At 64.9% G+C, this 25,830-nt stretch carries 25 protein-coding genes and 2 pseudogenes; 16 read left to right on the top strand and 11 right to left on the bottom strand.

Annotation, left to right across the window (positions count from 1 at the left end; genetic code table 11):
* Positions 1-73 precede the first annotated feature (73 nt).
* From ACT86A_RS26420 to ACT86A_RS26360, 13 genes are all read left to right on the top strand, one after another.
* Positions 74-1,207 carry an acyl-CoA dehydrogenase family protein gene (locus ACT86A_RS26420; RefSeq protein ID WP_445094930.1) on the top strand — a complete coding sequence of 378 codons (1,134 nt, stop codon included), beginning with the start codon at positions 74-76 and terminating at the stop codon, positions 1,205-1,207.
* A gap of 94 nt (positions 1,208-1,301) precedes the next feature.
* Complete coding sequence (locus tag ACT86A_RS26415; protein WP_445094929.1) at positions 1,302-2,090, top strand: enoyl-CoA hydratase/isomerase family protein; 789 nt, start codon at positions 1,302-1,304, stop codon at positions 2,088-2,090.
* A 38-nt stretch (positions 2,091-2,128) separates the two neighbouring features.
* Positions 2,129-2,497: a Zn-ribbon domain-containing OB-fold protein gene (locus ACT86A_RS26410; RefSeq protein ID WP_445094947.1), complete on the top strand. Its 369-nt coding sequence runs from the start codon at positions 2,129-2,131 to the stop codon at positions 2,495-2,497.
* On the top strand, positions 2,494-3,645 hold the full coding sequence (locus tag ACT86A_RS26405; RefSeq protein WP_445094928.1) for a thiolase family protein: 1,152 nt from the start codon (positions 2,494-2,496) through the stop codon (positions 3,643-3,645). Before ACT86A_RS26410 ends, ACT86A_RS26405 begins: the two co-directional genes overlap by 4 nt.
* Positions 3,646-3,671: 26 nt before the next feature.
* A complete protein-coding gene (locus ACT86A_RS26400) occupies positions 3,672-4,880 on the top strand; it encodes an acyl-CoA dehydrogenase family protein (protein WP_445094927.1) in 1,209 nt (402 codons plus the stop codon).
* Positions 4,877-5,875 (top strand): phosphotransferase family protein, encoded by a 999-nt coding sequence (locus ACT86A_RS26395; protein ID WP_445094926.1) that lies wholly within the window; start codon positions 4,877-4,879, stop codon positions 5,873-5,875. The genes ACT86A_RS26400 and ACT86A_RS26395 overlap by 4 nt, the downstream gene beginning before the upstream one ends.
* Before the next feature lie 30 nt (positions 5,876-5,905).
* Positions 5,906-7,108 (top strand): acyl-CoA dehydrogenase family protein, encoded by a 1,203-nt coding sequence (locus tag ACT86A_RS26390; RefSeq protein WP_445094925.1) that lies wholly within the window; start codon positions 5,906-5,908, stop codon positions 7,106-7,108.
* Positions 7,105-7,866: an SDR family NAD(P)-dependent oxidoreductase gene (locus ACT86A_RS26385; RefSeq protein ID WP_445094924.1), complete on the top strand. Its 762-nt coding sequence runs from the start codon at positions 7,105-7,107 to the stop codon at positions 7,864-7,866. The genes ACT86A_RS26390 and ACT86A_RS26385 overlap by 4 nt, the downstream gene beginning before the upstream one ends.
* Before the next feature lies 1 nt (position 7,867).
* Positions 7,868-8,656 carry an SDR family NAD(P)-dependent oxidoreductase gene (locus tag ACT86A_RS26380; protein ID WP_445094923.1) on the top strand — a complete coding sequence of 263 codons (789 nt, stop codon included), beginning with the start codon at positions 7,868-7,870 and terminating at the stop codon, positions 8,654-8,656.
* Positions 8,656-9,771 (top strand): NAD(P)-dependent alcohol dehydrogenase, encoded by a 1,116-nt coding sequence (locus ACT86A_RS26375; protein ID WP_445094922.1) that lies wholly within the window; start codon positions 8,656-8,658, stop codon positions 9,769-9,771. Before ACT86A_RS26380 ends, ACT86A_RS26375 begins: the two co-directional genes overlap by 1 nt.
* A complete protein-coding gene (locus ACT86A_RS26370) occupies positions 9,768-11,285 on the top strand; it encodes a class I adenylate-forming enzyme family protein (RefSeq protein WP_445094921.1) in 1,518 nt (505 codons plus the stop codon). Before ACT86A_RS26375 ends, ACT86A_RS26370 begins: the two co-directional genes overlap by 4 nt.
* Positions 11,286-11,329: 44 nt before the next feature.
* On the top strand, positions 11,330-11,953 hold the full coding sequence (locus ACT86A_RS26365) for a TetR/AcrR family transcriptional regulator (protein WP_445094920.1): 624 nt from the start codon (positions 11,330-11,332) through the stop codon (positions 11,951-11,953).
* Positions 11,954-12,021: 68 nt separating this feature from the next.
* Positions 12,022-12,357 carry an EthD family reductase gene (locus tag ACT86A_RS26360; protein WP_445094919.1) on the top strand — a complete coding sequence of 112 codons (336 nt, stop codon included), beginning with the start codon at positions 12,022-12,024 and terminating at the stop codon, positions 12,355-12,357.
* Positions 12,358-12,797: 440 nt separating this feature from the next.
* Here ACT86A_RS26360 and ACT86A_RS26355 read toward each other — a convergent pair whose 3' ends face one another.
* From ACT86A_RS26355 to ACT86A_RS26330, 6 genes are all read right to left on the bottom strand, one after another.
* Entirely contained in the window at positions 12,798-13,562 is a 765-nt protein-coding gene (locus ACT86A_RS26355) for an SDR family NAD(P)-dependent oxidoreductase (RefSeq protein WP_445094918.1), read from the bottom strand.
* 41 nt (positions 13,563-13,603) lie between these two features.
* Positions 13,604-15,301: an ABC transporter permease gene (locus ACT86A_RS26350; RefSeq protein ID WP_445094917.1), complete on the bottom strand. Its 1,698-nt coding sequence runs from the start codon at positions 15,299-15,301 to the stop codon at positions 13,604-13,606.
* Positions 15,301-16,467, bottom strand: a complete 1,167-nt coding sequence (locus tag ACT86A_RS26345) for an ABC transporter ATP-binding protein (protein ID WP_445094916.1) — start codon at positions 16,465-16,467, stop codon at positions 15,301-15,303. Before ACT86A_RS26345 ends, ACT86A_RS26350 begins: the two co-directional genes overlap by 1 nt.
* A gap of 10 nt (positions 16,468-16,477) precedes the next feature.
* Complete coding sequence (locus ACT86A_RS26340) at positions 16,478-17,230, bottom strand: SDR family NAD(P)-dependent oxidoreductase (protein WP_445094915.1); 753 nt, start codon at positions 17,228-17,230, stop codon at positions 16,478-16,480.
* 20 nt (positions 17,231-17,250) lie between these two features.
* Positions 17,251-18,288, bottom strand: a complete 1,038-nt coding sequence (locus ACT86A_RS26335) for an ABC transporter substrate-binding protein (RefSeq protein WP_445094914.1) — start codon at positions 18,286-18,288, stop codon at positions 17,251-17,253.
* 190 nt (positions 18,289-18,478) lie between these two features.
* A complete protein-coding gene (locus ACT86A_RS26330) occupies positions 18,479-19,183 on the bottom strand; it encodes a DUF8020 domain-containing protein (protein ID WP_445094913.1) in 705 nt (234 codons plus the stop codon).
* A 292-nt stretch (positions 19,184-19,475) separates the two neighbouring features.
* Here ACT86A_RS26330 and ACT86A_RS26325 point away from each other — a divergent pair, with 292 nt between their 5' ends.
* Positions 19,476-20,810, top strand: a complete 1,335-nt coding sequence (locus tag ACT86A_RS26325; protein WP_445094912.1) for an FAD-dependent oxidoreductase — start codon at positions 19,476-19,478, stop codon at positions 20,808-20,810.
* Between the two features lie 32 nt (positions 20,811-20,842).
* Here ACT86A_RS26325 and ACT86A_RS26320 read toward each other — a convergent pair whose 3' ends face one another.
* Positions 20,843-21,799 (bottom strand): PDR/VanB family oxidoreductase, encoded by a 957-nt coding sequence (locus tag ACT86A_RS26320; protein ID WP_445094911.1) that lies wholly within the window; start codon positions 21,797-21,799, stop codon positions 20,843-20,845.
* An 8-nt stretch (positions 21,800-21,807) separates the two neighbouring features.
* A pseudogene (locus ACT86A_RS26315) lies at positions 21,808-22,266 on the bottom strand (SDR family NAD(P)-dependent oxidoreductase); the annotation flags it as partial.
* Between the two features lie 77 nt (positions 22,267-22,343).
* Here ACT86A_RS26315 and ACT86A_RS26310 point away from each other — a divergent pair.
* Positions 22,344-22,718, top strand: a pseudogene (locus ACT86A_RS26310) (response regulator transcription factor); the annotation flags it as partial.
* A gap of 310 nt (positions 22,719-23,028) precedes the next feature.
* Here ACT86A_RS26310 and ACT86A_RS26305 read toward each other — a convergent pair.
* Positions 23,029-23,211, bottom strand: coding sequence for a hypothetical protein (locus ACT86A_RS26305; protein WP_445094910.1), 183 nt, complete (start codon positions 23,209-23,211; stop codon positions 23,029-23,031).
* Between the two features lie 319 nt (positions 23,212-23,530).
* On the opposite strand from ACT86A_RS26305, the gene ACT86A_RS26300 reads away from it, so the two are divergent.
* A complete protein-coding gene (locus ACT86A_RS26300) occupies positions 23,531-24,754 on the top strand; it encodes a helix-turn-helix domain-containing protein (RefSeq protein WP_445094909.1) in 1,224 nt (407 codons plus the stop codon).
* Between the two features lie 16 nt (positions 24,755-24,770).
* Here ACT86A_RS26300 and ACT86A_RS26295 read toward each other — a convergent pair whose 3' ends face one another.
* Together ACT86A_RS26295 and ACT86A_RS26290 are read right to left on the bottom strand one after the other, a co-directional pair.
* Entirely contained in the window at positions 24,771-25,220 is a 450-nt protein-coding gene (locus ACT86A_RS26295) for a hypothetical protein (protein ID WP_445094908.1), read from the bottom strand.
* A gap of 44 nt (positions 25,221-25,264) precedes the next feature.
* Positions 25,265-25,830 (bottom strand): hypothetical protein (locus tag ACT86A_RS26290; RefSeq protein WP_445094950.1); only part of this gene is annotated, 566 nt, incomplete at its 5' end.

Below are 25,830 nucleotides of genomic sequence, written 5' to 3'. Positions count from 1 at the left end.
TAAATCCCTTCTTGTCCAGACTTCGGCGCGATACTCTCGAATCATCAAACTGAACTCAATTTAGGCAGGTTAGATGTCCTCGCTCGCGAGAGAAGTGCCATGGCCCCACGCGGACCCACCTGCGCTGACACCCGGACCGGAGCATTCCGACCTGCGTGCGGCCGTCCGCGGCATACTCGCCGAACATGGCGGTATCGAGCAGGTGCGAACGGTCGCGTCCACCGACCCCGGCTATTCGCCACAGCTGTGGAAAACGCTCGTCGATGACATGTCGGTGACCACATTGACGGTCCCCGAAGATCGTGGCGGGCTCGGCTACGGCATGGTCGAGCTGGGGATCGTGCTCGAGGAATGCGGTCGCGCGCTCGCGTGCGAGCCGGTATACACCTCAGCAGTCCTCGGTGTCCACGCCCTGCTGTCGGCGGATCCCGGCCAGGACGGTGACGTACTCGCCGGAGTTCTGGACGGAAGCCTGCTCGCCACGGTCAGCGCCTTATCTGCCAACACAGATCACGTGCGTGCGGAGCCGACGCGGGCCGGGTGGCTATTGCACGGCACGGCGAGCCTGGTAAGTGGCGGCAACGCCGATGTGGCCGTCGTTTCGGCGCAATGTCCGGACGGCCGCCGCCTATTCGCCACCCAACCGGGCGCACCGCTTGCCCGGGCCGAGCGTCGAGTGCTCGACCCCACGCGCCGTCGCGCGGATATCACCTTCGATCGGACTCCGGCGAACGCGCTTACCGACGTCGATGCCACCGCGGCGACCGCGGCGCGGCTGGGCGAGCTGGCAACGCTGGCGCTGGCATGCGAGAACACCGGCATTGTCGACCGCCTGCTCGAGATGACCGTGGAGTACGCGGGGACTCGGTGCCAGTTCGGTCGCCCCATCGGCTCGTTCCAGGCCGTCAAACATCGGCTGGCCGATCTGCTGGTCGTCCTCGAACGTGCTCGATCGGCCTCCCGCTATGCGGCGGCGATTTACGCGCAGGACCCGGGATCGGCCTCGTTGGCCGTGGCGGTCGCCGGCGCCGTATGTACCGATGCGGCGGTGCACGCGGCGGCAGAAGCGATCCAGTTGCACGGTGGCGTCGGTTTCACCTGGGAACACCCCGCGCACTCCTACTTCCGCAGGGCAATGGGAAACGAAGCGCTACAGGGTGATTCACGTGCGCACCGAGCGCGAATCGCCACTCTCATCGGAATCTGAAGCAGCGAACGGCGCCGGCTCCCCTGTTGACGCGGAGCGATCGGCTAGGTAAAACTGAATTGAATCCAGTTCAAGTTCAAGAAAGAGGTTCGAGATGGTGGACACCGACCACATCGTGTTGGAGAAGGACGGTGACGTCGCACGCGTGTGGCTCAACCGCCCGCACAAGAAGAACGCCGTCACCGTCGAACTTCTGCACCGACTCGACGAAATCATCGTCGAGGTCGATAGGGACCCGGAGCTCAAGATGCTGGTGCTCCGTGGCCGCGGCAATACGTTCTGCTCGGGCTTCGACCTGGACGAACTGCTCGCCAACTATGTCGGCAGTACCAACGCGATGGATGTCGCAGTACTTTCGGCCAAGGTGTGCGATCGCCTCTACTCGATGAACACGCCGTCCCTGGCGGTTCTCGAGGGGCATGTGACGGCCGGCGGTTTCGAGCTGATGATCTCCTGCGACTTCGCGGTCGCGTCCGAGGACGCGCTGATCGGTGACTTCCACATTCGGCGTGCGCTTTTCGGTGGCGCGGGTCCGATCTACCGGTTGCCCCGCATGATCGGCATCCGCAAGACCAAGGAACTGATGCTGACCGGAAAGCTGCTGTCCGGCACGCAGGCCGCGGACTTCGATCTCATCAACGCCGCCGCGCCCGCGGACCAGCTCGACGATCTGGTCGCCGAGTTCATCGCACCGATCGTGGACAAGAGCCCGTTCACCATGAAGCTCACGAAGATGACCATCGACCGCGGTCTGGATGCGGACATCCAGTCGCTCATGGTGATGGAGCATCTCGCGGTGGGCAACGCCCTGCAGTCCGAGGACGCGCGCGAGGGCGTGAACGCATTTCTCGAGAAGCGCGAACCGAAGTGGGTCGGTCGCTGACCGACGCCACCGGCGTGCGACTCGAAGAGGAGATCGACATGGGCGAGCACACAACATCGGTGCTGGAAGGTAGCCGCTGCGCGGTCTGCAATACCGTCGCTTATCCGGCAACCACCATCTGCGCACGTTGTGTCCAGCCGACGGCCAGCGCAATGGAATTGAGTACGCGGGGAGTGGTGTGGGCTTATACCGTGCAGCGGTTTCCACCCAAATCGCCGCCGTATATGCCGCCCGCCGAGGGCTTTTCCCCATTCGCGGTGGGCTATGTCGAACTTCCGGAAGGTATTCGCATTCAAGCAATCCTGGAATGCGAGGACTTCGCCGAGTTGGAGCGGGCACCGGTGCAGCTCGTCAGCACCGCACCGGTGCCCCGGTTCGCGGTCGTTCCACAGAGAGAAGCGCAGTGACCCAGACAGTTTCGATCATCGGCGCCGGGCTGTCGAAGTTCGGCAGGCAGCCCGGCATCACCGGCCGTCAGATGGCGGTCAGCGCGATCGCCGCCGCGCTCGACGATGCCGGGGTGACCTGGCCCGACATCGAGGTCGCCTTCGGCGGGAGCGACGGTTCGGGACTCGCCGACACACTCGTCGCCGAACTCGGTTTCACCGGGATACCTTTCAGCAATGTGAGAAATGGCTGCGCCACCGGTGGCAGCGCATTGTTCTCGGCGGTCAATGCGGTCCGTTCGGGCACTGCCGAAATAGCGCTGGCGGTCGGATTCGACAAACACCCGCGCGGAGCCTTCGATCCGACACCCGCCGAATGGGGACTATCCGAGGGATACGGCTCGGCCGGGCTCATGGTCACCACGCAGTTCTTCGGCGCCAAGATCGGCCGATATATGCGCGAATACGGGATATCCGGTATGACCTTGGCGAAGGTTGCCGAAAAGGCGTATCGAAACGGCAGCCTGAATCCGAATGCCTGGCGACGTGCGGCGATCTCGGCCGGCGAGATCGCCGCCGCCGATATGGTGAACGACCCGTTGACGCGATATATGTTCTGCTCCCCGGGCGAGGGCGGGGCCGCCGTCATCGTCGCGACCGAGGCTGCCGTCCGGCGACTCGGCGGTCGGCCGGTCCGGTTGCGCGCGATCAGCCACCGCACCCGCCGGTTCGGCTCTTTCGAAGTATTCAGCCCGGCCGTTCAAGGCGGGGGCGAACCGACCAGCGTGAGCGCCGATGCGGCCGCGGCCGCCTTCGAACTGGCGGGCATCTCCCCCGCAGATGTCGACGTCGCGCAATTACAGGACACCGAGAGCGGCGCCGAGATCATGCATATGGCCGAATGTGGCTTCTGCGAGCACGGCGAACAGGAGTCGATGATCGCGGCAGGCCACACCGAGATCGGCGGACGACTGCCGGTCAATACCGACGGTGGGTGCATCGCCAACGGCGAACCCATCGGCGCATCCGGTCTCCGGCAAGTGCACGAGATAGTTACCCAACTGCGCGGCGAAGCCGGGGATCGCCAGGTGCCCGGAACGCCGAGGGTCGGCTTCACGCACGTGTACGGGGCGCCCGGAATCAGCGCCTGCACCGTGCTTTCGGTGTGAGATGACAACACTTTCGAGGTGAATCAGTGACCACACGAACACTTCCCGACCTCGTCGGCTTCACCGATGAGGCCGTCGCCTGGTTGCGCAGTGTGGCGGTCCCACGAGCGGAATCGATCTGGGGTTCGGGTTCGGATTCGGTAGCCGTTTTCGAGAGCTGGAACGCCGAGGAGGAACGCGCGCACACCGACCGGATCCGCGAGTACGAGCGCGCCAAATTCGACGCCGGCTGGGGCGCACTGAACTGGCCCGAGAGCTATGGTGGCCGCGGTCTGCCGATGTCCTACGTCCTTGCTTTTCGGCGCGCCGAAGAGGATTTCGATGTGCCACGACGCACCGAGATGTTCTCGGTGACACAACAACTGGTCGCTCCCACCGTCGAGCAATGGGGCACCGACGAGCAGCGGTCACGCTATGTCCGAGCCATGCTGCGCACGGATATCATTGCCTGCCAATTGTTCTCGGAGACCGAGGCCGGGTCCGATCTGGCAGCGGTGCGGACACGTGCCGTCCGATCCGCCGACGGCACCTGGACGCTCGATGGCCACAAGGTGTGGACCTCGGGCGCGCGGGTGTCCGATATCGGCGTCGCCGTGTGCCGAACCGACAACGCCGCAGCGAAACACGCCGGGCTCACCGTCTTCCTGGTGCCGATGACCAGTGCCGGGGTGACCGTCCGCCCGATCCGGCAGATGACCGGTGGCAGTTCGTTCAACGAGGTCTTCCTCGACGGCGTACGACTCGACGACAGTTATCGGCTCGGCCCCGTAGGACAAGGCTGGCCGGTAGCGCTCACCGTATTGGCCGCCGAACGCCTCGACGGGGGCAACCTCGGTCTGGCGAACGCGGATCGGGCGGTAGCGCTGGCACAGCATCTCGGACGGCAGCTGACCGAGATCGAACGCGATAAGGTCGCCGACCTCGTAATACGCAGCTATCTACAGCGAATCGGCAATATGCGGGTGGCGGGCGCCGTCGTAGCGGGCCAGGACCCGGGACCGGAGGCCTCAATCGGCAAACTTCTGGCGACCGATACGATGGCTCGCACCTCCGAGGTCGTGCGCCTGCTACTCGGGCGAGACCTCACCGTGGACTCCGGTCGCTGGGGAACCTTCGCGTGGTCCGAGCACATTCTCGGCGCGCCCGGCTACCGGATCGCCGGGGGCACCGACGAGATTCAGCACAACATCATCGCCGAGCGAGTACTCGGACTACCGAGGGAGCCACGCCCATGAGTTCAGCATCGGGTAGCGATTCGGTGGGGGGTGGCGGTCGGGCGAATACCGTGGAACAACGCGTCCGCGCCCGGCTGCACGCGGACCTCGACGCGACAGTCACCACCTTCGAGCCGCTGCTCGGCGGACATTCCGGTTTGACCTACCGGGTGCGAACGACCGGCGGTGACTTCGTGGTCAAGGCCGTTCCCGAGGGACAGCAGGCCATCGGCCGACACGACATGCTGCGGCAGGCCCGGATCATGCAGGCATTGGCACACACACCGGTTCCCGTACCGGGCATCGTCGCGGTCGACGACGTCGGACCGGCCTGGTTCGCCATGGAATTCGTGGCCGGGCAGGCATTGGAACCGGTGCTGGACGATCCAGCCGTCGAACCCGGCTCGGCCGCGGCCCGGATGCGGCGTGCCGCGGAAATTCTGCCGCGCCTGCACACGATAGATCCGAGCACCGTGCCCGGCGCGCAAGCCCCGCTCACGCCGGACGCCGAGCTCGCCCGCTGGGCACGCACCCTGGGGGCGGTCCCACCCGACCTCGTCGCCGGTGGTGACCGGCTGCTCGAGTTGCTCGGCCGGAGCACACCCGAACCGACGACACCGACACTGGTGCACGGTGATTACCGCCTCGGAAACATCATCTCCGACGGCGTCGAACCGGTCGCGTTGATCGATTGGGAGATCTGGAGCGCCGGCGACCCTCGGGTCGAATTGGGCTGGTTCCTCGTCTTCGCCGACGGCAGCAACTTTCCCGGCGTCGGCCGGGAGGTGCCCGGACTGCCTGCAGCGCAAGAACTGGTCGATCTGTACGTCGGAGGTGGGCCCGCGCTCACTGATATGACGTGGTTCGACGCGCTGGGTCGCCTCAAGATGGCCGCGATCATGGGCCACAACCTGCGCCGGCACCGGGAAGGCCGGCACTACGACCCCGACCAGGAAAAGCTGCCCGCCACCATCAACCGACTGATCGAGACCGGGACCGCGCTACTCGCCGGTTGATATCGACCGCACCAGTTCAGGAGCCGCACCGTGGATTTCTCCTATTCTCCCCGCACGCAGGATCTGCTCGGCAAACTCGAATCGTTCATGGACGAGTATGTCTATCCCGCGGAGCAGGTGTTCGACGCCCAGCTCGCGGCGAACGACAACCCGCATGAGCAGCCGCAAGTCATGCGAGATATGCAGGTCAAGGCCCGCGAATTGGGTCTGTGGAACCTGTTCATGACCCACGACGGCCTCGGCGCCGGACTCACCAATCTGGAGTACGCGCCACTGGCCGAGGTCGTCGGTCGATCCATCCTCGGAAACGAAGCCGTCAACTGCTCGGCTCCCGACACCGGCAACATGGAAATACTGGCCATGTATGGGACCGAGAAACAACGACAGCAATGGCTGAAACCATTGTTGGACTGCACTATTCGCTCCGCATTCGCGATGACCGAACCCGCGGTGGCCAGCTCCGACGCCACCAACATCACCTCCACCATCGTTCGCGACGGCGACGAGTACGTCCTCAATGGCCGTAAGTGGTACACCTCCGGCATTCTCGACCCGGACTGCAAGCTCATCATCTTCATGGGCAAATCGGATCCGCGGGCAGCGACATATCGCCAGCAGAGCATGATTCTGGTTCCCCGTGACACACCGGGGATCGAAGTGCTGCGCGATCTTCCGATGTTCGGCTTCCGTGACCGGCTCGGCCACGGCGAAGTCCAGTTCACCGACGTCCGCGTCCCGGCCGAGAACATGCTCGGCGCCGAAGGCGACGGTTTCGCCATTGCCCAGGGCCGGTTGGGACCGGGCCGGATGCACTACGCGATGCGCGCCATCGGCATGGCCGAGCGGGCGCTCGACATGATGTGCCAACGCTCCCTGGAGCGCATTGCCTTCGGCGGTCCACTGGCCGATCGCGGGGTCGTGCGCGAGTGGATTGCCCGCAGCCGCATCGAAATCGACCAGATTCGCTTGCTCGTCCTGAAGTCGGCCTGGCTCATCGACAACTACGGCAACGCGGCCGCCCGGTCGGAGGTCGCCGCCATCAAGGTTGCGGCAATGGAAGTGGCGCACACCGTCGTCGACCGCGCGGTGCAGACCTACGGTGGCGCTGGTGTCAGCGACGACACTGTCCTGGCCCGCCTGTATGCCATAACCCGGGCGCTGCAGATCGCCGACGGTCCCAACGAGGTACATCTGCGTACCATCGCCCGCCTCGAATTGAAGAAGCACAAATGAGCACAACGGAATTGACCGGAAAGGTCGCCTTGGTCACCGGCGCCAGCCGCGGCCTCGGACTCGCCATCGCGCGCGGACTGCGTGACGCGGGCTGCACGGTGATCGTGTCCAGCCGCAAACGCGACGCGTGCGAGCAGGCGGTTGCCGCACTCGGCGACGACGAAGGGGCGGGCAGCGCGCACCCATTCGAACTGCATGTCGGCAAGTGGGATTCGATCGAACCAGCCGTGGATCGGATCATCGCCGATTTCGGGAGTCTCGATATCGTCGTGAACAATGCGGGTATCGCACCGCTGGCCGACAGTCTGCTGTCGGTCTCGGAAGGGTTGTGGGACAAGACCATCGAGGTCAACCTGAAGGGCCCATTTCGCCTGATGGCGGTTGCCGGTGCCCGGATGGCCGCCGCCGGTGGCGGGTCGATCATCAATATCTCGAGTATCGGGGCCGTCCGCCCGAGTCCGCCCGAGGCGATGTACGCCGCGGCCAAGAACGGACTCAACGCCTTGACCATGGCGTTCGCCCAGGAGTACGCGCCCACTGTGCGCGTCAATTGCGTGATGCCGGGCGGATTCGCGACGGATATGGCCGAGAACTGGGACGAGGAGTTCGTCGGGAAGATCCTCGATCGCCTGCCGGCGGGCCGGTTGGGCCGGCCAGCGGAAATCGCCGGTCTGGTCACCCATCTGGCGAGCGCCGCCGCCGGTTACACCACCGGTGCGATGATCCCGGTCGACGGTGGCCGGACCGCGGTGTACTGACATGCGAAACGATGTGAGTGTCGCCGGAACGACACTGGGCGCCCTGTTCGGTTTGACCGGCCGGGTCGCTGTCGTCACCGGCGCGTCGTCGGGTCTCGGGATGGGCTTCGCGCGGGCTCTCGCTGGTGCCGGGGCCACCGTGTACGCTGCGGCTCGCAGGCTCGACCGATTGGCGGCGCTGGCCGCGGAGGATCCCCGGATCGTTCCGGTTCGTTGTGATGTGACATCCGACGAGGACCGCCGAATGCTGGTCGACCGCTGCTATGAGCAGTCCGGACGGCTCGATGTGCTGGTCAACAACGCGGGCAAGCCCGGTCCTGCGCATGCCGAAGACGAAACGGCAGCCGGGTTCGCCGCGCTCCTCGAGGTCAACCTGATCGCGGGATTCCACCTCGCCACCTATGCCGCGACACGACTGCCGGAGGGGGAACGCGCGTCGTATATCAATATTTCATCGGTGATCGGACTGGTCTCGACCGCACCGATCGGTGGCGCGAGCTATGCCGCATCCAAGGCCGGGATACTCGGACTCACCAGGGAACTCGCCGGGCAGTGGGGGCGCAGAGGGATTCGGGTGAACGCTGTCGTGCCGGGATGGTTCGATACCGAGATGACCGATGGCCTGTTCGACAACGAGAAGTCGGCGGGGTGGGTGCGCCGCAACACGATGCTCGGCCGTGGTGGCAAGGCCGGTGAAATCGACGGCGCGGTTCTGTTTCTCGCCTCCGACGCGTCGTCGTATATGACCGGCCAGACGCTCATTGTCGACGGCGGCTGGACGGCTCGCTGATGCTGGCCGTTCAACTGACCGAGTGGGGTTGCGAACCAGAGTTGCGCGAGATCGCCGTGCCGCAGCCACGTGGTGCCGAGCTACTGCTACAGGTCACCGCAGCAGGGCTGTGTCGCTCCGATCTGCACGTCATGGATGCCGCCGAATCGAGCTTCGACTATCCGCTGCCGCTCACCCTCGGCCATGAAGTCGCGGGCACGGTGATCGACACCGGTCCCGATGCGGATCAGTCCTGGATCGGCGAAGCCGTTGTGGTCCACGGTATCTGGGGCTGTGGCCGCTGCCGCAATTGTGCGCGGGGACGGGAGAACTACTGTCTGACGCTGCAACCTCGTCCGGACGGCAGACTGGCCCCGATCGGCAACGGCCTCGGCTATCCCGGCGGTCTGGCACAGGCCATGGTGGTGCCGTCGGCTCGATTCCTCGTTCGCACCGGCGAGCTCGAGCCCGCCATCGCCGCTCCACTCGCGGATGCCGGGACAACCGCCTACCACGCCGTGCGCCGGCACGCCGATGTCATCGACGAATCCGCGATCTGTGTCGTGATCGGTGTCGGCGGGCTCGGTCACCTGGCGATTCAGATCCTTCGCCACTTCGGTGCCGGACGTGTCCTCGCCATCGACAACCGGCAGGAAACCCTGCCCGGCGCCGTGCGGCTGGGCAGCGATGCGGCGTTTGCCGATCTCGCCTCGGCGCTTCCGGCACTCGACGGCGGCGCAGACCTGATCCTCGATTTCGTCGGCGCCGCCGACACGATGGAGTCGGCCGCGCGAGTGCTCGCGCCAGGTGGCCGACTCGCGGTCGTCGGCAGTGCGGGCGGCCGTCTGGCTGTCGGCAAACGGATCGGCCTCGCCGCCGGGTGGCAGGTTGACGCGCCGTTCTGGGGTGCCCGATCGGATCTGGAGGCCGTGGTCGAAATGGCGATCGAGAGGAAACTCCACGTCGAGGCCACGACGTATCCGCTCACGGACGCGGTCGACATCTACCGACGCCTGCGAGACGGGACCGTCACCGGACGCGCGGTGCTCGTGCCCCCGCTATTGACAAGCCACGCACCCCAGCGCGTGGAAGCGAGTAGACAGATATCGAGCGTCGCGAGAGAAGTGGGGCGATGAAGAAACTTGCGCAGGAAATGATCGAGCGGGCACAGCGCACGCCGGAGCAGATCGCGGTCGTGGACGAATTCGGTCGCCACACGCTCGGGGAGATCGTCGCAGCGGCCCGAGCGCTGGCCGAGCGGATCGAGTCCATCGATCCGGCCCCACCCACTGCCCTCGTCCAGGCCGACAACACCTGGCACACCGTGGCGGCCGCCGTGGCAATCGGTCTGCGTGGTGGTGTCGTCGCGGTATTCGGCGCGCATGCCACCGAATCCGAGTTCGCGCTCGCGGTCGCGGATATTGCCCCGGATCTGGTGGTCGCGGCACCGGACTCGCTGCAGCGCTGGGGTGTGCGGGAGGATCGCTTCCCGATTCGGGCGGCCGCCTTCGACGCACGCGTGTTGTGCTCGCGAACGGGACCGTTCGATCCGGTGGACCGATGGCACGCAGGCACGGCCATTGCGATGACCTCCGGGTCTACTGGTCGTCCCAAATGTGTGGTGCAGTCCGAAGAAGCCATCCGCTATGCCTGCCAGTGCACCATCGACACCGTTCGACTGCAGCCGAATGAGGCAGTCGGAGCGTTTGTGCCGCTGTCTTCGGTGGCCGCCTTCTGTTTCGGCATGTACCTACCTGCCTATCTCGGCGGCTCGATGGTGTCGATCGGCAAATGGGAACCTGCCGCTGCCCTGGCGGCCATGGCGGAGTGCCGTATTGCCTGGACGATGCTGGTTCCGACCATGGCGCTGCAGCTGTCGATGGTCGACGGCTCCGAAGGCGCGCTGTCCGCCCTGCGAGCGATGACCGTCGGCGGCGGTCCGATGAACGAACGCGCGCTGCGTGCGGCCGAGAAGAAGCTCGGTACCACGTTCCTGCGGGTTTTCGGTATGTCCGAATGTCTCGGACACACCACGCCACAACTCGACGATCCGCCCGCCATCAGGCTCGGCCGGGACGGGCGACCATTCCGTGGCACCGTCGTACGGGCGGTCGACAGCGCTGGGAACGTCGTGGCGGCCGGTGAGATCGGCGATGCGCAGGTAAAGGGCCCGTCCCTGTTCGTCGCTTACGCCCGCGGTGGCGTCGCGATTCCCCCGGCCCGCACCGCGGATGGTTTTCTCCCGACCGGTGATCTGGTCGAGGTCGCGGCCGATGGCTCCATCCGGGTGACCGGGCGCCAGAAGCAGATCATTATCCGAGGCGGGCGCAATATCGACATCAACGAACTCGAATCGGCCATCGCGAATGTGCCCGGCATCGTGCAGGTGTGTGTGGTCCCGGTACCTGATGCCATGCTCGGCGAACGAGCGGCAGCGCTGGTAGTCACCGACGAAGAATCGCTGACATTGGCCACTGTCACCGATCAGCTCGCGGCGGCGGACTTTCCCAAGTCGAAGTGGCCCGAATACCTGTTCACGGTGCAAGACCTACCGCAGAACGCCGTGGGCAAGTTGTCTCGGCCCGACGCGGTGCGGCTGGCGACCCAGCTGGCAAGCATAGTTGACCCGAGTTCATCTCAGTTCCGGTAGAGTCATGTCGAATGCACACCATCGAATGCGGGGTATAGACACTGATGACCCTTGACGCGGAGGTTCGCCGCGAAAGCGCGCGCTCGAAACGAAGCGGAATCCTGACCGCTGCCGTCGAGCAGTTCGGGAGAGTCGGATACGAGCACACCAAATGGGCCTCGATCGCCGACGAGGTGGGCATCGGTCAGACCGCTCTGTACCACTATTTCGAGTCGAAGGCCCACTGCCTGCTGACGATCATGCGACTCGAACTGGCCGATTCGGCCGAAAGATTCAACGCCGCAATCGCCGATCAGGCCGTCCCGGAGCAAGCGCTGCGCGCCGCCATCGCCGCGGCGCTGACCGCCTCGCCGACCGATGCGCTGCAGCGCCGCATCCTGCAGAATCATATGGATTTGCTGGCCACCCCGCGTCAGTCGGCCAAAGAAGAGGCCGAGCGCCTGCGATCGCGCGAGCTCGTGCGACAGATCGAGCAGAATTGGACCGGGCTGATTTCGGACGGCATCGAGGCCGGTGTCTTCACTCCGGGCGATCCGCGAATGCTCGGTCGAATGGTCCTCGGGCTGGTGATCAGCGTGTGGCGCTGGTACCGGCCGAAAGGCGGCGTCACCCTCGAGCAGATCACCGAGTCGGTGACCGAAGCAGCAGTACGGATCGTGCGTAACTGAGCTCCTACCGCCCATATGGTGGGAGCGCTACGCTCGCAGAACCTGAACAGAATTCAGTTAGGATTCACATGTACAACCTGATCGTCCTCGCATCGCGTCCCACGGATTGGACCCACGAGCAGTTCATCGAATGGTGGCGGGGTGAACACGCGGAGGTGACCTACCCACTGCCGGGCCTGCTGCGCTGGCAGCACACCGAACTCCTCGAATCCTTCGACGAGAAGTCCGCCGGCTGGGACGGTCTGTCGATTCTGAGTTTCGAATCCCGCGCAGCGCTCGACGCCGCATTGGCGAGCCCGGAATGGAAGGCCGCCGTCGAGAACGTGGGGACCATGCGGGGACGTCGCATGATCTGGTACGGCGAGGAGCAGACTATGGTGCCGCTCGCCCCGGCGGTCGAATGAGCGCCGAATAGGCCGATCCCGGGTGCTGTCCGAAACTTCTCGCCCACCATGACCGCCGGTTCGACGAAATCCGCACTGTCGTCGGTGATCTGGGCCGTACACCAGCGTTGCGGTGGCCCGCGCTCTGACCTGGACGTAGCGCGACCGCCCGTTCGGCACGCTCGACAACGTCGATCAGATGGTGGCGACGTGCGAGACGATGGCGCATCTGGATGTTCTGGTCGCCCGAAATATGTTGTCCGCGAAGGATGTGGACGGCGTCATAATACTTCGGATGGCCGCACGATGCGCCTGAGCGCCCGCTGAGCCGTGGACGCAACGCGCCTGACGAGCCGCTCCCAGCCAGAAAGCCCGCACCTCTGATCTGATATCGAGGTGCGGGACTTTCCGTTGCGGGGGAATCGCCGCACTATCGTCGGCGACGCCAACAGCTTCGCCGGTCAGGCGCAGGTCCAGCCGCCGTCGACATAGAGTTCGGTGCCGGTGATGAAGGTCGAATCGTCGCCTGCCAGGAACGCGGCGGCGGCGGCGACCTCTTCGGCGCGGCCGAGTCGGCCCATCGGGGTGTTGGCGACCATCGCCTGGTGTCGCTCGGTGCCCTCGTACCGTTCCAGCAGCTGTGGCGTTTCGATGAATCCCGGGTGGATCGAGTTGACCCGCACTCCCCTCGTCGCCCAATGCAAGGCGGCGTTCTTCGTCATGCTGCGCACCGCGCCCTTCGCCGCGGCATAGGCCACGCTGTTGCCGAGACCGCCGACGGTGCCGAGGATCGAGCAGATATTGACGATCGATCCGCCGCCGGTCCGCTCGATCAGCGCACCCGCGTGCTTCATGCCCAGCCAGGTGCCGGTCTGACTCACCTCGATCACCCGGTTGTACCGATTCAGATCCTCGTCCACCACCGACGCCAGGCTGCCGATGGCACCATTGTTGACGACGGCATCCAGACTCGGGAAGCGTTCGGACACCGCGGACATCGCCTGCTGCCACTGCGACTCCTGGGTGATGTCCAATCCCAGAACCTGATGCCGCGCACCGTGTTCCAGGTCGGCGCTCAGCCTCTCGCACGCCTCGACGTCGATATCGGTCAGCACGACCGAGGCCCCCTCCTCGGCCAGGCGGCGCACGATTTCGACGCCGATTCCCCCAGTCGAACCGGTCACCAACACGACCTTGCCATCGAGCCTCGAAACACCGAGAGGCATTGCTGTGCAGTCCTTTCGAAGTCGGAGCCGAGCTCCGCCGGTCAGAGCTTGCTGAGGACGTTGCGGCCGCCGACCAGCATGGCGAGTGCGACGCCGATCGTGGTCACCGCTGTCATGAGCAACGCCATCGCCGCGACCAGCGGGTAGGAACCGTTCTGCCACATATCGAAGAGCAGGGTCCCCATCACCTGGGTGGTCGACGCGCGCACCAGCAGCGATGCCGCGAATTCGTGCGTGAGCAGGATGAACATCAAGGCAACCGCGCTGAGGATGGTGGGACGCATCAACGGCAGCATGATCCGCGCGTTCGTCACGAACGGTGATGCTCCGCTGGTTGCCGAGGCCTCGGTATAGGTGTTGCCGAGCGACAGCATCGCGGTCATCTGCATGCGCGTCGCGAAGGGCAACATCAGTACGACGTAGACGAGAACGATCACCGTTCGCGTGCCGTACAGAATCAAGGGCGGCTCGGTATAGGTGAGCAAGAAGCCGACGCCGAAGATCACCGCCGGGATGCCGAGCGGCAATGCCGTGATGAAATCACCGATGAGCGCCAGTATTTTGGAGCGCCGGCCGCGCACCAGCAGGTTGGCCATCACGTACCCGATGGGTGCGCAGATCGCCACCGCGCCGAGCGATGTCAGCACACTGGTGATCACCGATTCGACGATCGCGTCGGTGGCGGCCAATTCTCGGAAATTGTCGAGCGTGAACAGGTTCCACGATAGCGACCCGGACCAGTACCGCGTCGAGGCCACGATGATCAACCCGACCAAAGGGATGACGAGGGCGAACAACGCGTAGCCGGCAATCGTCACTACGGCCCAGGTAGCGCGGCCGGTGGATGGTGCGAATGCCTTGCCGCCGTGCGTGACGAAGCGAGTCTGGTTGCCGAGCAAGGCCTTCTGGATCAGCACCAGTACGAGCCCGAAGATCACCAGTGGCGAACCTGCCGCAGCGGCGGCGGCGAAGTCGGACGGTGACTCGGACACGCGCCGATACATCTCGGTGGTGAGTACCTTGACGCCACTGTTCTGGCCGAGCAGCAGTGGACCGGTGAACTGGCCGAGGCCCAGCAACAACGCGATGCCGCCGCCATAGATCAACGACGGGCGCAGCAACGGCAGCACCACCCGGAAGAAGACTCCGAGCGTGGACGACCCGCTCACCTGTGCTGCCTCGAGATGTTCCGAGCTGACGTTCTGCATGCCCGCGCTGACGAATAGATACACGAACGACGTGAGCCCGAAAGCGGTGAGAATGATGATCCACGGAACGGTGTAGACATCGATCGGTCCGGAATCCGATCCGCTCCACCACGGCAACTTCCTGAGCACAAGGTTCAAGTAGCCGGGCCCTGGCGATAGCAGGAAGGCCCAGCCCACGATGTTGGCAACCGCGGGCATGACGATCGGCAGGATCGGAATGATCCGCAGAAAGCCGAGACGGTCCGGCAGTCGGCTCGCCGCGAACGCCAGGACCGTGCCGAGCACCATCGCGATCACGAGCGATCCGAGGGCCAGCGCGATGGTGGTCCCGATCGTTTCCGCGATATCGAAGCGGCCGTACTGGTTCCGATAACCTTGCGCGCCGTTTTCGAACGCCAGCGATTGCAGCCGGATCATCGGCAATACGACCAGATAGGCGAGAACTGCCAGCAAGGCCAGATATCCGATTCTGGCCCGCAAGTGTGCGGGAATCGCGCGCAATTCGATCGAGGTGGCAGTCGATGTGGCCATCAGGAGTGCCTTCCCGCGCCGGCCGTCGCCAGCACCGGCAAGTCGCTGCCTCCGCCGTCCGGCTGTCGTGCGAACACGCGCAAGCTCGCCGGCGAGAAACTCACGATCATGGGATCTCCTGGGCGGCTTCGGCGCAACGTGGCTCCATGGGCGGCCGCATCGACCCGCAGCGCGAGCTGTTCGCCACCCGTGCGGACGGTCACGTCGAAGTGGCGGCCGCCGTATTCGTAGGTCACCAACTCGGCATGCAGCGCCACATCGCCCTGCGGCACGTGGTCGATCGAGGAGTGGACCACGACATCGTCGGGACGCAGCCGCGCGACCGCGGACGTACCTTCGTCGGCTCGTCCGCGCACCACCGCATGCGTCAGGTCGATATCGTCGCCGGCCGAGGTCATCCAGCCACCGGGACCGCGGCGCAGTTCCAGCCGGTTGGCCATACCGATGAACGCGGCCACGTACTCCGATACCGGATGCTCGAAAACCTGCTCGGGCGCATCGTACTGTTCGATCTTGCCCGCTTTCATAATCGCGACGCGGTCGCCGAGCGCGAATGCCTCGGCCTGGTCATGGGTGACGAAAACCGCCGTGAATCCGAGACTGCGATGCAGTTGATGGATTTGCGTACGAACCTGATCCCGCAATCTGGCATCCAGATTGCTCAATGGTTCATCGAAGAGCACCAGATCGGGCCGGGCCACCAGGCCACGAGCCACCGCGACCCGCTGTTGCTGTCCACCGCTGAGCTGCGCCGGGTACCGGTCGAGCAGCTCTGTGCAATCGACCATGGCAGCGGCAGTTTCGACAGCGCCGCCGGAGATCTCCTTCCGCAATTTGCGGACCTGCAGTGGATATCGAATGTTCTTGCGCACGGTCATATGCGGCCACAGCGCATACGACTGGAACACCATTCCGATATTCCTTTTGTGGACCGGCACATTCAGCTTCGCCTCGGCGTCGAAAACGCGCCGATCCTTGAAGGTGATCGAACCATCCTGGGGCGTCTCCAATCCGGCGAGGCAGCGCAAGGTGGTTGTCTTGCCGCAGCCACTCGGGCCGAGGAGTACGAGGAGTTCGCCTTCCTCGATCGCGAGGTCGAGCTGGTCGACGACGACATTCGATCCATAAGTCTTGGTGAGACCGGAAACTGTGAACTGCGAGCTCATCTCATGCCTTCTAGGTCTGCTTCTGGGGTGTGCGGACGCCGGCGGCGATACCGCCATCGACCAGCAAGTCGATCCCGGTGACGTAGCTGCTGTCATCACCGGCAAGGAACAAGATCGCCTTCGCGACCTCCATGGGGCTGCCACGCCGCTGCAGGGGGATGGATCGCACATACGCTTCGACATCGTCGGCGGAGAAGTCGGGAACCGCGGTGATCTCGGTGTCGATGCTGCCCGGACACACCGTGTTGACGCGGATGCCGCGATCGGCCAATTCCAGTGCCGCGACCTTGCTCAGGGCGCGGACCCCGAACTTCGACGCGCCGTAGGCGCCGAGTTCGGCGGTCGCGAGTACGCCGCGCAGCGACGCGATGTTGATGACCGTCCCGCCGGCAACCATCGCCGCGGCGGCCGCCTGCAGTCCGAGGAATGTGCCGACCAGATTGAGTTCGATCATCCTGCGGAACTGCTGCAGCGTAGTCTGTGTCAGCGGCGCTTTCATCGCTGCTCCGGCGCTGTTCACCAGCACTTGGAGGGGGTGGCCCGCGCGATCCATTTCGGAAGTGACCGCCTGCCAATCGGATTCGGCGGTCACATCGAGCCGACGGTAATGCGCAGTCGTCCCCAGTTCGTGTGCGCGGCGCTCCCCCGCCGCGTCGTCGACATCGGTGAGGTACACCGTCGCGCCCTCGTTCGCGAACAGTTCGGCGGTCGCGCCGCCGATTCCGCCGGATGCTCCGGTGACCAATACGTTGATTCCGAGCAATGCAGCACGCCTGTCCACTGTCAGCCCTGGAAAAGTTGAGACCACTCTTGGGAGTACTTCTCGATCTTCTCGGGCGTCAGCTCACTGGTGTCGGGTGCGGCGATGTCCTGAGCCCGGGCCACCGCGCCTGGGATATCGGCCAACGCCGCCGCGTATCCCCCGTTGAGCGCTGTCTGCCCGGCACGGGTGACCATGAAATTCGCCAGTACCTGAGCGGCATTGGGATGCGGTGCCACACTCGTCACCTGGCTGTACCAGGCGGTGCCCCATGGCGACGGTGGCAGGGTCCAATTGACCGGCGCGCCTGCGGCCACTTCGGTCACCAGGGGCTGAACCGAAGGCGCCACAACAATTTCACCGGAGGTCAGCGCCTGGGCGACACCTAGGGCGCTCGGGTAGATCCGCGGCTTCAGGGCTGCGATTTGCTTCCAGTAGTCCGCGCCGTAGGTGCGCGCGTAATGCCGGTACAGATCGACGTAGGAGGCGATGCCGGTTGGATTGACGATTCCGATCTTGCCCCGATAGGCGGGATTCACTATGTCCTGGGGATTTTTCAGGCCGTTCGGGACCGCACCGGTGTTCCAGCCCACTCCGTAAACCGCCGCGCTCGTCAGGAAGAACCGGTTGTTGAGCACACTCTTGTCCGGCTGATACTCGGAAGCCTTCAAGTCCGGCCCGACCAACTCGGTGGAGTACGTTCCCGATTTCGCGGCATTGGCGATCCACGCCGCATCGGTCAGCATGTGCACATCGGCGGTGCCCTTGCCGGTCTTCTTCTCGGTCTCCACCCGCGGGTTGATATCGGCGTCGGTGCCGCGCACGAAGTCCAGCTTGATCCGCGGATACTTGGTCTGGAACGCGGTCTTCAGGGCATCGAGGTTGGCCGGCTTCTGGCTCGAGTAGAGCGTCACTGCGCCCTCCTCGTTGGCCGCGGCGACAACGTCCTCCCAGCTCCCCTCGACGGGCTTCGAGGCGGACGAATTCCCTCCGCAGGCGGCCAGACCGAATGTCGAGGCGGCAATCGCGAGAGTCGCGACCGCCTTGGTCAGCGATTTCATGAAACCTCCGAAACTGAACTGATCTCAGTTTGAGAATCTATCCGTAGCCCGATGTGGTGTCAATCACAAGGGGCAAATGTGTGCAGTGCATCCAGTTGGCGTGGTGGCCGCACAATTGGGCACGCCCCGCTCGGCTAGGGATCCGGGCGGGGCGTGACTCCGACCTTTGCTTACTGTCGCACTCGGTGAACTACTTCGGGGCGGGCATCGGCTGGTTGATGGTGGTGAAGTACTGGATAGCGGCACCGATCGCGACCGGCGCGGTCACCAGGATCTGACCGGCCAGAGTGCCGAGCGCGCCGATGGCGACGATGCCGCCCAGGCAGCCGACGGCGGCGGCCGGAATGAACGGACCGAACATGCCGACGATGGTCGCCGCGGCGACCGTCGCACCCGCGATGCCACCGAGCACGCAGCCTGCCGCACCGCCGACCAGACCGCCGACCAGCGTGCCGATCGTGGCACCCGCGCTGATGGTGCTGGTGAGGCGGTTCCAGGCGGCCTGCTCGCGGTCATATTGGGTCTTCCACGGCGCCTGATCCTCGTAGGGCAACGCGACCGGCTTGTAGGTTGCGTGTGCCGCATCGAACTGCGGGGACAGGGTCGCGGTGCGGTCGTTGATTTCCGCGGCGATCGGGAATTCGAAATCATCGATACGGAACCGCAATTCGGTCCCCGCCAGGGTGGTCCCATCGGCCGCCTTGATCTTGAATACACCATCCTCGACAGCCATCGATCCCGCACTGGTCGTGATGATCGTGGACCGGTCGGTCGCCGCGGCGGTGAAATCGACGTCACCGTGGCCGGAGGTGGGCGCGGCATGGGCGGTCCCAGCGCTGATCCCGAGTCCGGTAGTCACCAGCACGGCCGTCGCCGCGAATTTCTTGAATTTCATCGGTTGAATCCTCATCGGTTCTTCATGTGTCGAAACAAGTTGGCATTACTACTGATTCTGGAATCAGGCGGTAATGCCCGGACCGCGTCCGACCGGTACGCCGGACGCGACAAGGGTGCCCAAATCGTCGGCGCACCGCCGCCGCACCAAACTGAGTTGAACTCGGTTCGGGCACCACCGTACATGAGGTGTGATCGGCTTCACAAGCAGATCTATACTTGAACTGACTTCAGTTTCGCAGCTAGGGTGGCCAGCACGTCGGGTAGCCAACGCAACGCATGAGGAGCATCGAATGCCAGAGGTACACACGGACGTACTCGTGATCGGCGGCGGAATGGCGGGGCTCACCGCAGCGGCTCGATCACTGCATCGAGGCAATTCGGTGATCGTCGTCGAAAAGGCCGCCGCAGTAGGCGGATCCGCGCAATTCGCGGGATACGCCTGGACCGCCCCCTCCCACGCGATCATGGACGAGGTCAACCCGCGCGGCGATATCGAGCTGCGCCGCGCACTTGTCGACGGATTCGGGCCCGGTATCGCTTGGATCCGATCGCTCGGCGTCGAATGCGCGGATGCGGTCACCGTCCTGCGCTACGGTTGCGGCCATCAATTCGACACCAACCGGTACATCGACGAATGCCGCCGACGGATCCGTGCCGAGGGCGAGCTGCTCACCGAGACCGACACTCGAGCCCTGCTCACCGAGGACGGTTCCGTCGTCGGCGCTCGTGTGCGGCTTCCGGATGGAACCGAACGCGAGATTCGCGCTGCTGCAACGATACTCGCGACGGGCGGGTTCCAGGCGAATCCGGAGCTGGTCGACGAGTACATCCATCCCGCTGCGAGCGCGATGCAATTGCGGTCCAATCCGGCCAGCGCCGGCGACGGACTCCGGCTCGCCGAGGACGTCGGGGCCGCGACGGGTACGGAACGATCCGGTTTCTACGGCCACCTCATTCCCGCCGGGCTGGAGTTCCGCGATCCGTCCGACTTCGTCGCGCTGTCGTTGTACTACAGCGAGCACGCTCTGCTGTTCAACCTGCACAACCGCCGGTTCACCGACGAAACCATCGGCGATCACCTGACCACCATGGAACTGCTGGACCAACCCGAGTCCCGAGGATTGCTCGTCGCCGACGAGCGGGTCTACCGCGACTGGATCACCGGAAGTTACGTCGAAGGCGCGCAGGCGCTCGACAAGTTCGATCTGGCACAACGCCGCGGCGGCCGTTGCGGCATCGCCGAAAGCCTCGACGACTTCGCCTATCTGCCCGCCGAATGGGGCTACGACGGCGTCGAGATCGCCGCGCAGATCCGGGCTGTCAACGCAGCGGGCGCGGCCGCGCAGCCGCCGCGAACCTACGACGCGCAAGCGCTCGACCACGGCCCGTATTACGTCATCGAGGCGCGTCCCGCCCTGACATTTCCCTTTCACGGCATTCGCATCGACCGGTACGGCCGGGTCCTTGCCACCAGCGGCGGAACTATCGCTGGACTCTTCGCGGCGGGCGCCGATATCGGCGGTCTCTACGACCACGCGTACACCGGTGGAATCGCCGCCGCGCTCGTATTCGGACTCGCCGCGGCCGACCGGGCGGCAGCCGACCGCGCCGTCGCGGCCGGCTGACCGCCGTGGTTCACCTTCGATCTCCCGACAGTTCAGATCAATTCGATGACCAGTTTGCTCGACTTCGCTCGAGACACACAGAGCGCGATCTGATTTCCGGCAGCCTTGTCGGCGGCGGACAGGCAGTTGTCCCGGTGCTCCGGTTCGCCCTCGAGCACATTCGAGACACAGGAGCCGCAGATGCCTTCCTCACAGGACTTGAAGACCTCGATACCGTTGTCCTCGAGCACCGACAGAATCGAACGATCCGCCGGAATCTCGAAACTCTCGCCGGTGTCGAGTTCCACTGTGAAGCCGCTGGCGCCGGAGGTGTCCACGTCGGTGGCCTCGAAATGCTCGACATGCACGCGTCTTTCGCCGACCGCCGGTGTGGCGGTTGCTTCGACACCGGCCATGAAACCGGCCGGGCCGCAGGTATATACAGCGCTGCTCGTGCTCAGCGTGGCGACCGCGGCCTCGATCAGGGCACGCTGTTCGTCCCGGGACACGCCGATGTGCAGCCGGACCCGCTCCCGGAACTCGGCGCGATTGTCGAGCAGATCGCGAAACGCCGTCTCCGCAGGCGACCGCGTGAAGTAGAGAAGCTCGAAATCCGCACCGCAGCTGTGCATCTCGTAGGCCATGCTGAGCAGCGGGGTCACTCCGATGCCCGCGGCGACGAGCAGATGCCGGTCGGCATCCGGGGCTACTGTGAGGATATTGCGCGGTGCGCCGACTTCGATGATGTCGCCCACGCGCACCTCGTGCAGCGCCGCGGACCCGCCACGCGACTCCGGTTCGCGTTTCACCGCGATGGTGAAAGTGGCGGCCTCGGTGGGCGGGCCGCACAGCGAATACTGCCGGAGCACTCCGGTCGGCCCGGTCACGTCGATGTGCGCCCCAGCCCGGTACGGACCGAGCGGCAGCCCGTCTTCGCGCGCCAAACGCAGCGAAAGGACCGTCGGAGTTTCCGAAATCACTTGCTGGACAGTCACTTTGATGTTCGGCACAAGTGCTCCTATCGCATGTAGAGACCGCCGTTGGCGTCCCAGCACGCCCCGGTGACCGACGCGGCGGCCGGTGACGCGAGCAGGGCGACCATGTCGGCGATGAAAGCCGGGTCGCCGAGGCGCCCGACGGGAATCGAACGCGCGAACGCCTCGAGGTTGTCCGCGCCGACGATGCTGCGCACGATCGGCGAGTCCTGCGGGCCCGGCGATACCGCGTTCACGGTGACACCCGAGGGCGCGAGCTCGCGGGCGAAGACCTTGGTCAGCGACATGACCGCGCCCTTGGCGGAGGCGTAGTGCCCGCCGGTGGCGGTACCGCCGTTCTGACCGGCCAGCGACGCCATATTGACGATCCGGCCGTAGCCACGCTCGGCCATGTGCGCGCCGAAAATCTGGCAGGCCAGGAACGTCCCGCGGAACCCGACCGCCATCACACCGTCCAGTTCCTCGGGGGTGATCTCCAGCAACGGAGGGCGCGGTCACAGCAGGAATCCCGCAGCGGGAACAGCAGTTGAATCAGCGGGACCATCCGGCACCGGTAGTCTTCTGCTCCGCACACGGGGATATTCCGATGTCGGTTCGTGCCCTGCGAGCAGGCGCGGTCGATTTCCTCGAGAAACCGTACGAACCGCAGCGGATGCTCGAAATCGTCCAAGAACAATCGCTGGTCGCCACCCGGCTGTTCGTCGAACGGGCGGACCGGCTGCGGCTCGCGGCCCGGCTCGAAAGTCTCACCCCCCGCGAGCGTGACGTGTTGCGCCTGGTCATCGAGGGGCGCTCCAGTCAGCAGATCGCAAGCCGGCTGGGCTCGAGCGTGAAGACCGTGGACGTACACCGAGCCTGGATCAAGGCCAAGACCCAGGCCGAGAGCCTGGGCACGCTGGTGCGCGACATCCTCACCTACCGCGTGGTGGTGTGAGCGGGGCCCCTCAGCCGCGGGCGTCCAGCCCGATCCGCGGCCGAGGGCGTCCGCCGCCGTGACACAGCAACCCGAAGAAACCAGGGCGGGAAGTTTTTTCAGGGGTTGTGATGGCGGCTTGCTGAGCCGTCCCGTGGCCCTGCCCATTCCCTGAGTGCTATGGCGAAGCGCTGCAACTGTTCCAGGGACCGGCCGTCGTTGGCATCTTCGAGTAGAGCCAGGTAGTCCCATGTGGTGTACGGAAATCAGTCCGTGACGACGATGTAGATCGAGCTGTCGATGTGGGATTGCATGACCCCGATCGGTTCGCTCATCCCATCGCCACCGATACCGCGCTCAACGCGTCCTGGAAAGGACGGCACTCGCCACCATGCCCGGAATGCACCGACAGAACGTAGCGGGCGTGCTCCTGGCCTTCGATGACGATCCCGAGAGTGCAGTCGCGGGACCGCAACTCCCAACGGTCGATATCCGGCTGGCTGGCGCCGGACATCATTTCTGGCCTCGGGCGCTGTCGCGTCGCTCTGGCCGGTCGACCACGTAGGCCGCGGTGTAGCAAATGGCTGCTACTGCAAGGAGGCCGAATACGACGAGCAGTGTGAGCAGAATTCCGGGCATCGGATACCCCCTGGCGCGTTGTGTGTTGTCATGGAGTTGAAGGCACTCGGTGGCGCGGCTACGAACTCGCTGCCTGGTGATATCGGCCCGCATCGGGTGCTGTGATCAGCATCGATCAGCGAAGACCAGCGAACTAACAATCTCTTTGTTAGTTTTGTGAGCGGCGCTGAAGTCCAATAGGAACCGTGAGCGTGATGACCCAAGCAACAGACAACCGCGTAGGCCAGAAGGTCAGGGCCACCCGCAAGCTTCGCGGCTGGACGCAGGAGAAGTTCGCCCAAGAGGTGGCGACATACTCCGACACCGTCTCCCTATCCCTGATCCGCCGCGTCGAGCAAGGCCAGGTGCCCGCCTCGCCGTCGTTCACTGCGGCGTGCGCACGGGCGCTGAAGGTCAGCACCGAAGACCTATACGAGAAGATCATCCCAGCGAGCACAGCCGCCGAGCAAAAGATGCACGCCGGCATCCCCGAGATCCGGCGGGAACTCGCCACGTACAGGCTTCCACCGGAGGACGTTCCGCCCAGGCCGTTCGATGAGCTGGCGAAGGACGTCGCTCGGGCCTCGCAACTGCGGCACATGGTGAAGCTCGACGAACTCGGGCAACTGATTCCGCAGTTGTTACACGACCTTCGGGTGGCCTGGTATTCGACGGCCGGGACCGAGCAGGAGCGGATCTTCGGGCTGCTCGCCGAGACGTACTCGGCCACTTCGCAGGTGGTGTACAAGCTCGGCTACATCGACTTGTCCTCCCTCGCGGTCGACCGATACGAATGGGCTGCGGCCCGATCCGGCGACCTGCTCGCGGTCCTCGTCGGCGACTACCAGCGTGCAGGGGAGATGATCTGTGCTGCGGACTGGAACGGCGCCACGAAATTCCTGGAGGAAAGCCGACGACAGATCGAGAGCGAGGTGGAGGCGGGCGATCCGGCGACGCTCAGCGTATGGGGCAACCTGCACTTGAAGTCCGGCCTCGCCGCAGCTCGCGCCGGGCGCAAGGATGTCGCGGACGATCACCTGGCCGAGGCCAGGGAGACGGCTCAGCGGATCGGAGTTGATCGCGACGACTACCGTCTGTGCTTCGGTCCGACGAACGTCGACATCTGGTCGGTTGGATTGGCGGTGGAGGCGATGGATGGCACGGAGGCAGTGAAGCGGGCGAAGGACCTGGAGCTGCCGACGGAGACACCCCGTGAAAGGTTGGGTCACCACTACATCGACCTGGCACGCGGGTTCCTGCTGCACGGTGATCGGGACGGCGCGTTCTCCGCGTTGCAGATCGCGAAGAAGATTGCACCCACGCAGACCCGGTACCACCCGATGGTGCACGAGACGATCCGGGCATTGGCTCGGCAGGAAGCTCGGGCGTCGGACACGGTGCGTGGTTTTGCCGCCTGGTGTGGCATCACCACCGCCTGAAAGGCGGGCAGGGCAGCTATCTCGGCTGACTCCGATCGGTCAGGCTCGGCCTCCCGCTCCGAGTTGGGCAATGCGCTCTTGCGGTGAGCGCGTCGTGCTGGGCTTCGGGATGCTGGTCGCGGGTGGAAACCCACCCGTAGCCGATTCGCATGCGGCGCACTGTATTGCGAACCCCCGACAGGTTGACCTTGGCCCGTACACGGCAACCCTTACAGTCCTGGTGGAAGGCCCCGCCGGTGATCAACACCGCCGCGGCCACCGCGCCCAATCCTTCCCGAAGGCCATCAGCAACCGCCGGAAGATACTCGACCGGAATCTGCTCATCGGGAGCGGTGCAGAAAATCTCTGTCTCACCCGGCGTGCCGGGCGGTTCGAAGTCCGCCACAATCTTGGCGAAGAACCCGCACGAGCCGATGATTCGCGCGGTCACGGTCACGCCCGGCACTGCCCTCGGCAAATCAGTCACGCGCGTCCACCGCGCTGAATCGAGGCGCGGCTACGGCGATCTGTTCACGGCCAGAAGACATGATCATCTCGCACCACCAGCGGGACTGGCTCCGAGTGCTCATGCCAGCGCAGCCGCCCGATCTCGACCGAGCCATCGGCGCGGACCATGCTGAAATCCACACGCCGGTAGAACCAGACCATCAGCTCGGTCATTTCCTCGAACGTCTCCGGATGTACCTCCTGGCGGGCGTCGAGGTGCCATCCGAGGGCGGTTCGCTCCAGACTCGCGCTCAGCATCCCTCTGACCTTCCACGCAGGCCCGTGCACTCCCAACAACGGTTCCGGTTCCACCTCGACCATGGAGCCGTTCGCGTCCTCTACCGCCCATTGAATTCCGCTCCCGATCCGAAGTCCATCGGCGGGTAGTTCCCCGAGTCCCAGATGCCAACGCAGCTCGGCTACATCCCCTGCGGAAAGGTTGTCTCGCAGGCCGATAGAGATGACGAACTCGAACATATCTGCCACTACGTCACCAACTTCTTCGGCGCCATCGACGCCGAGCTTACCCAGCTCGGCCCAACCGGTTTCCGGCCGCTCCGTGTCCGCGACACCCTCTTCTGACCTCGGCC

This window comes from Nocardia glycosmidis, from assembly GCF_052545115.1.
Note: the sequence above shows the minus strand (reverse complement) of the source record. Positions and strands in the feature narration are given on the sequence as shown.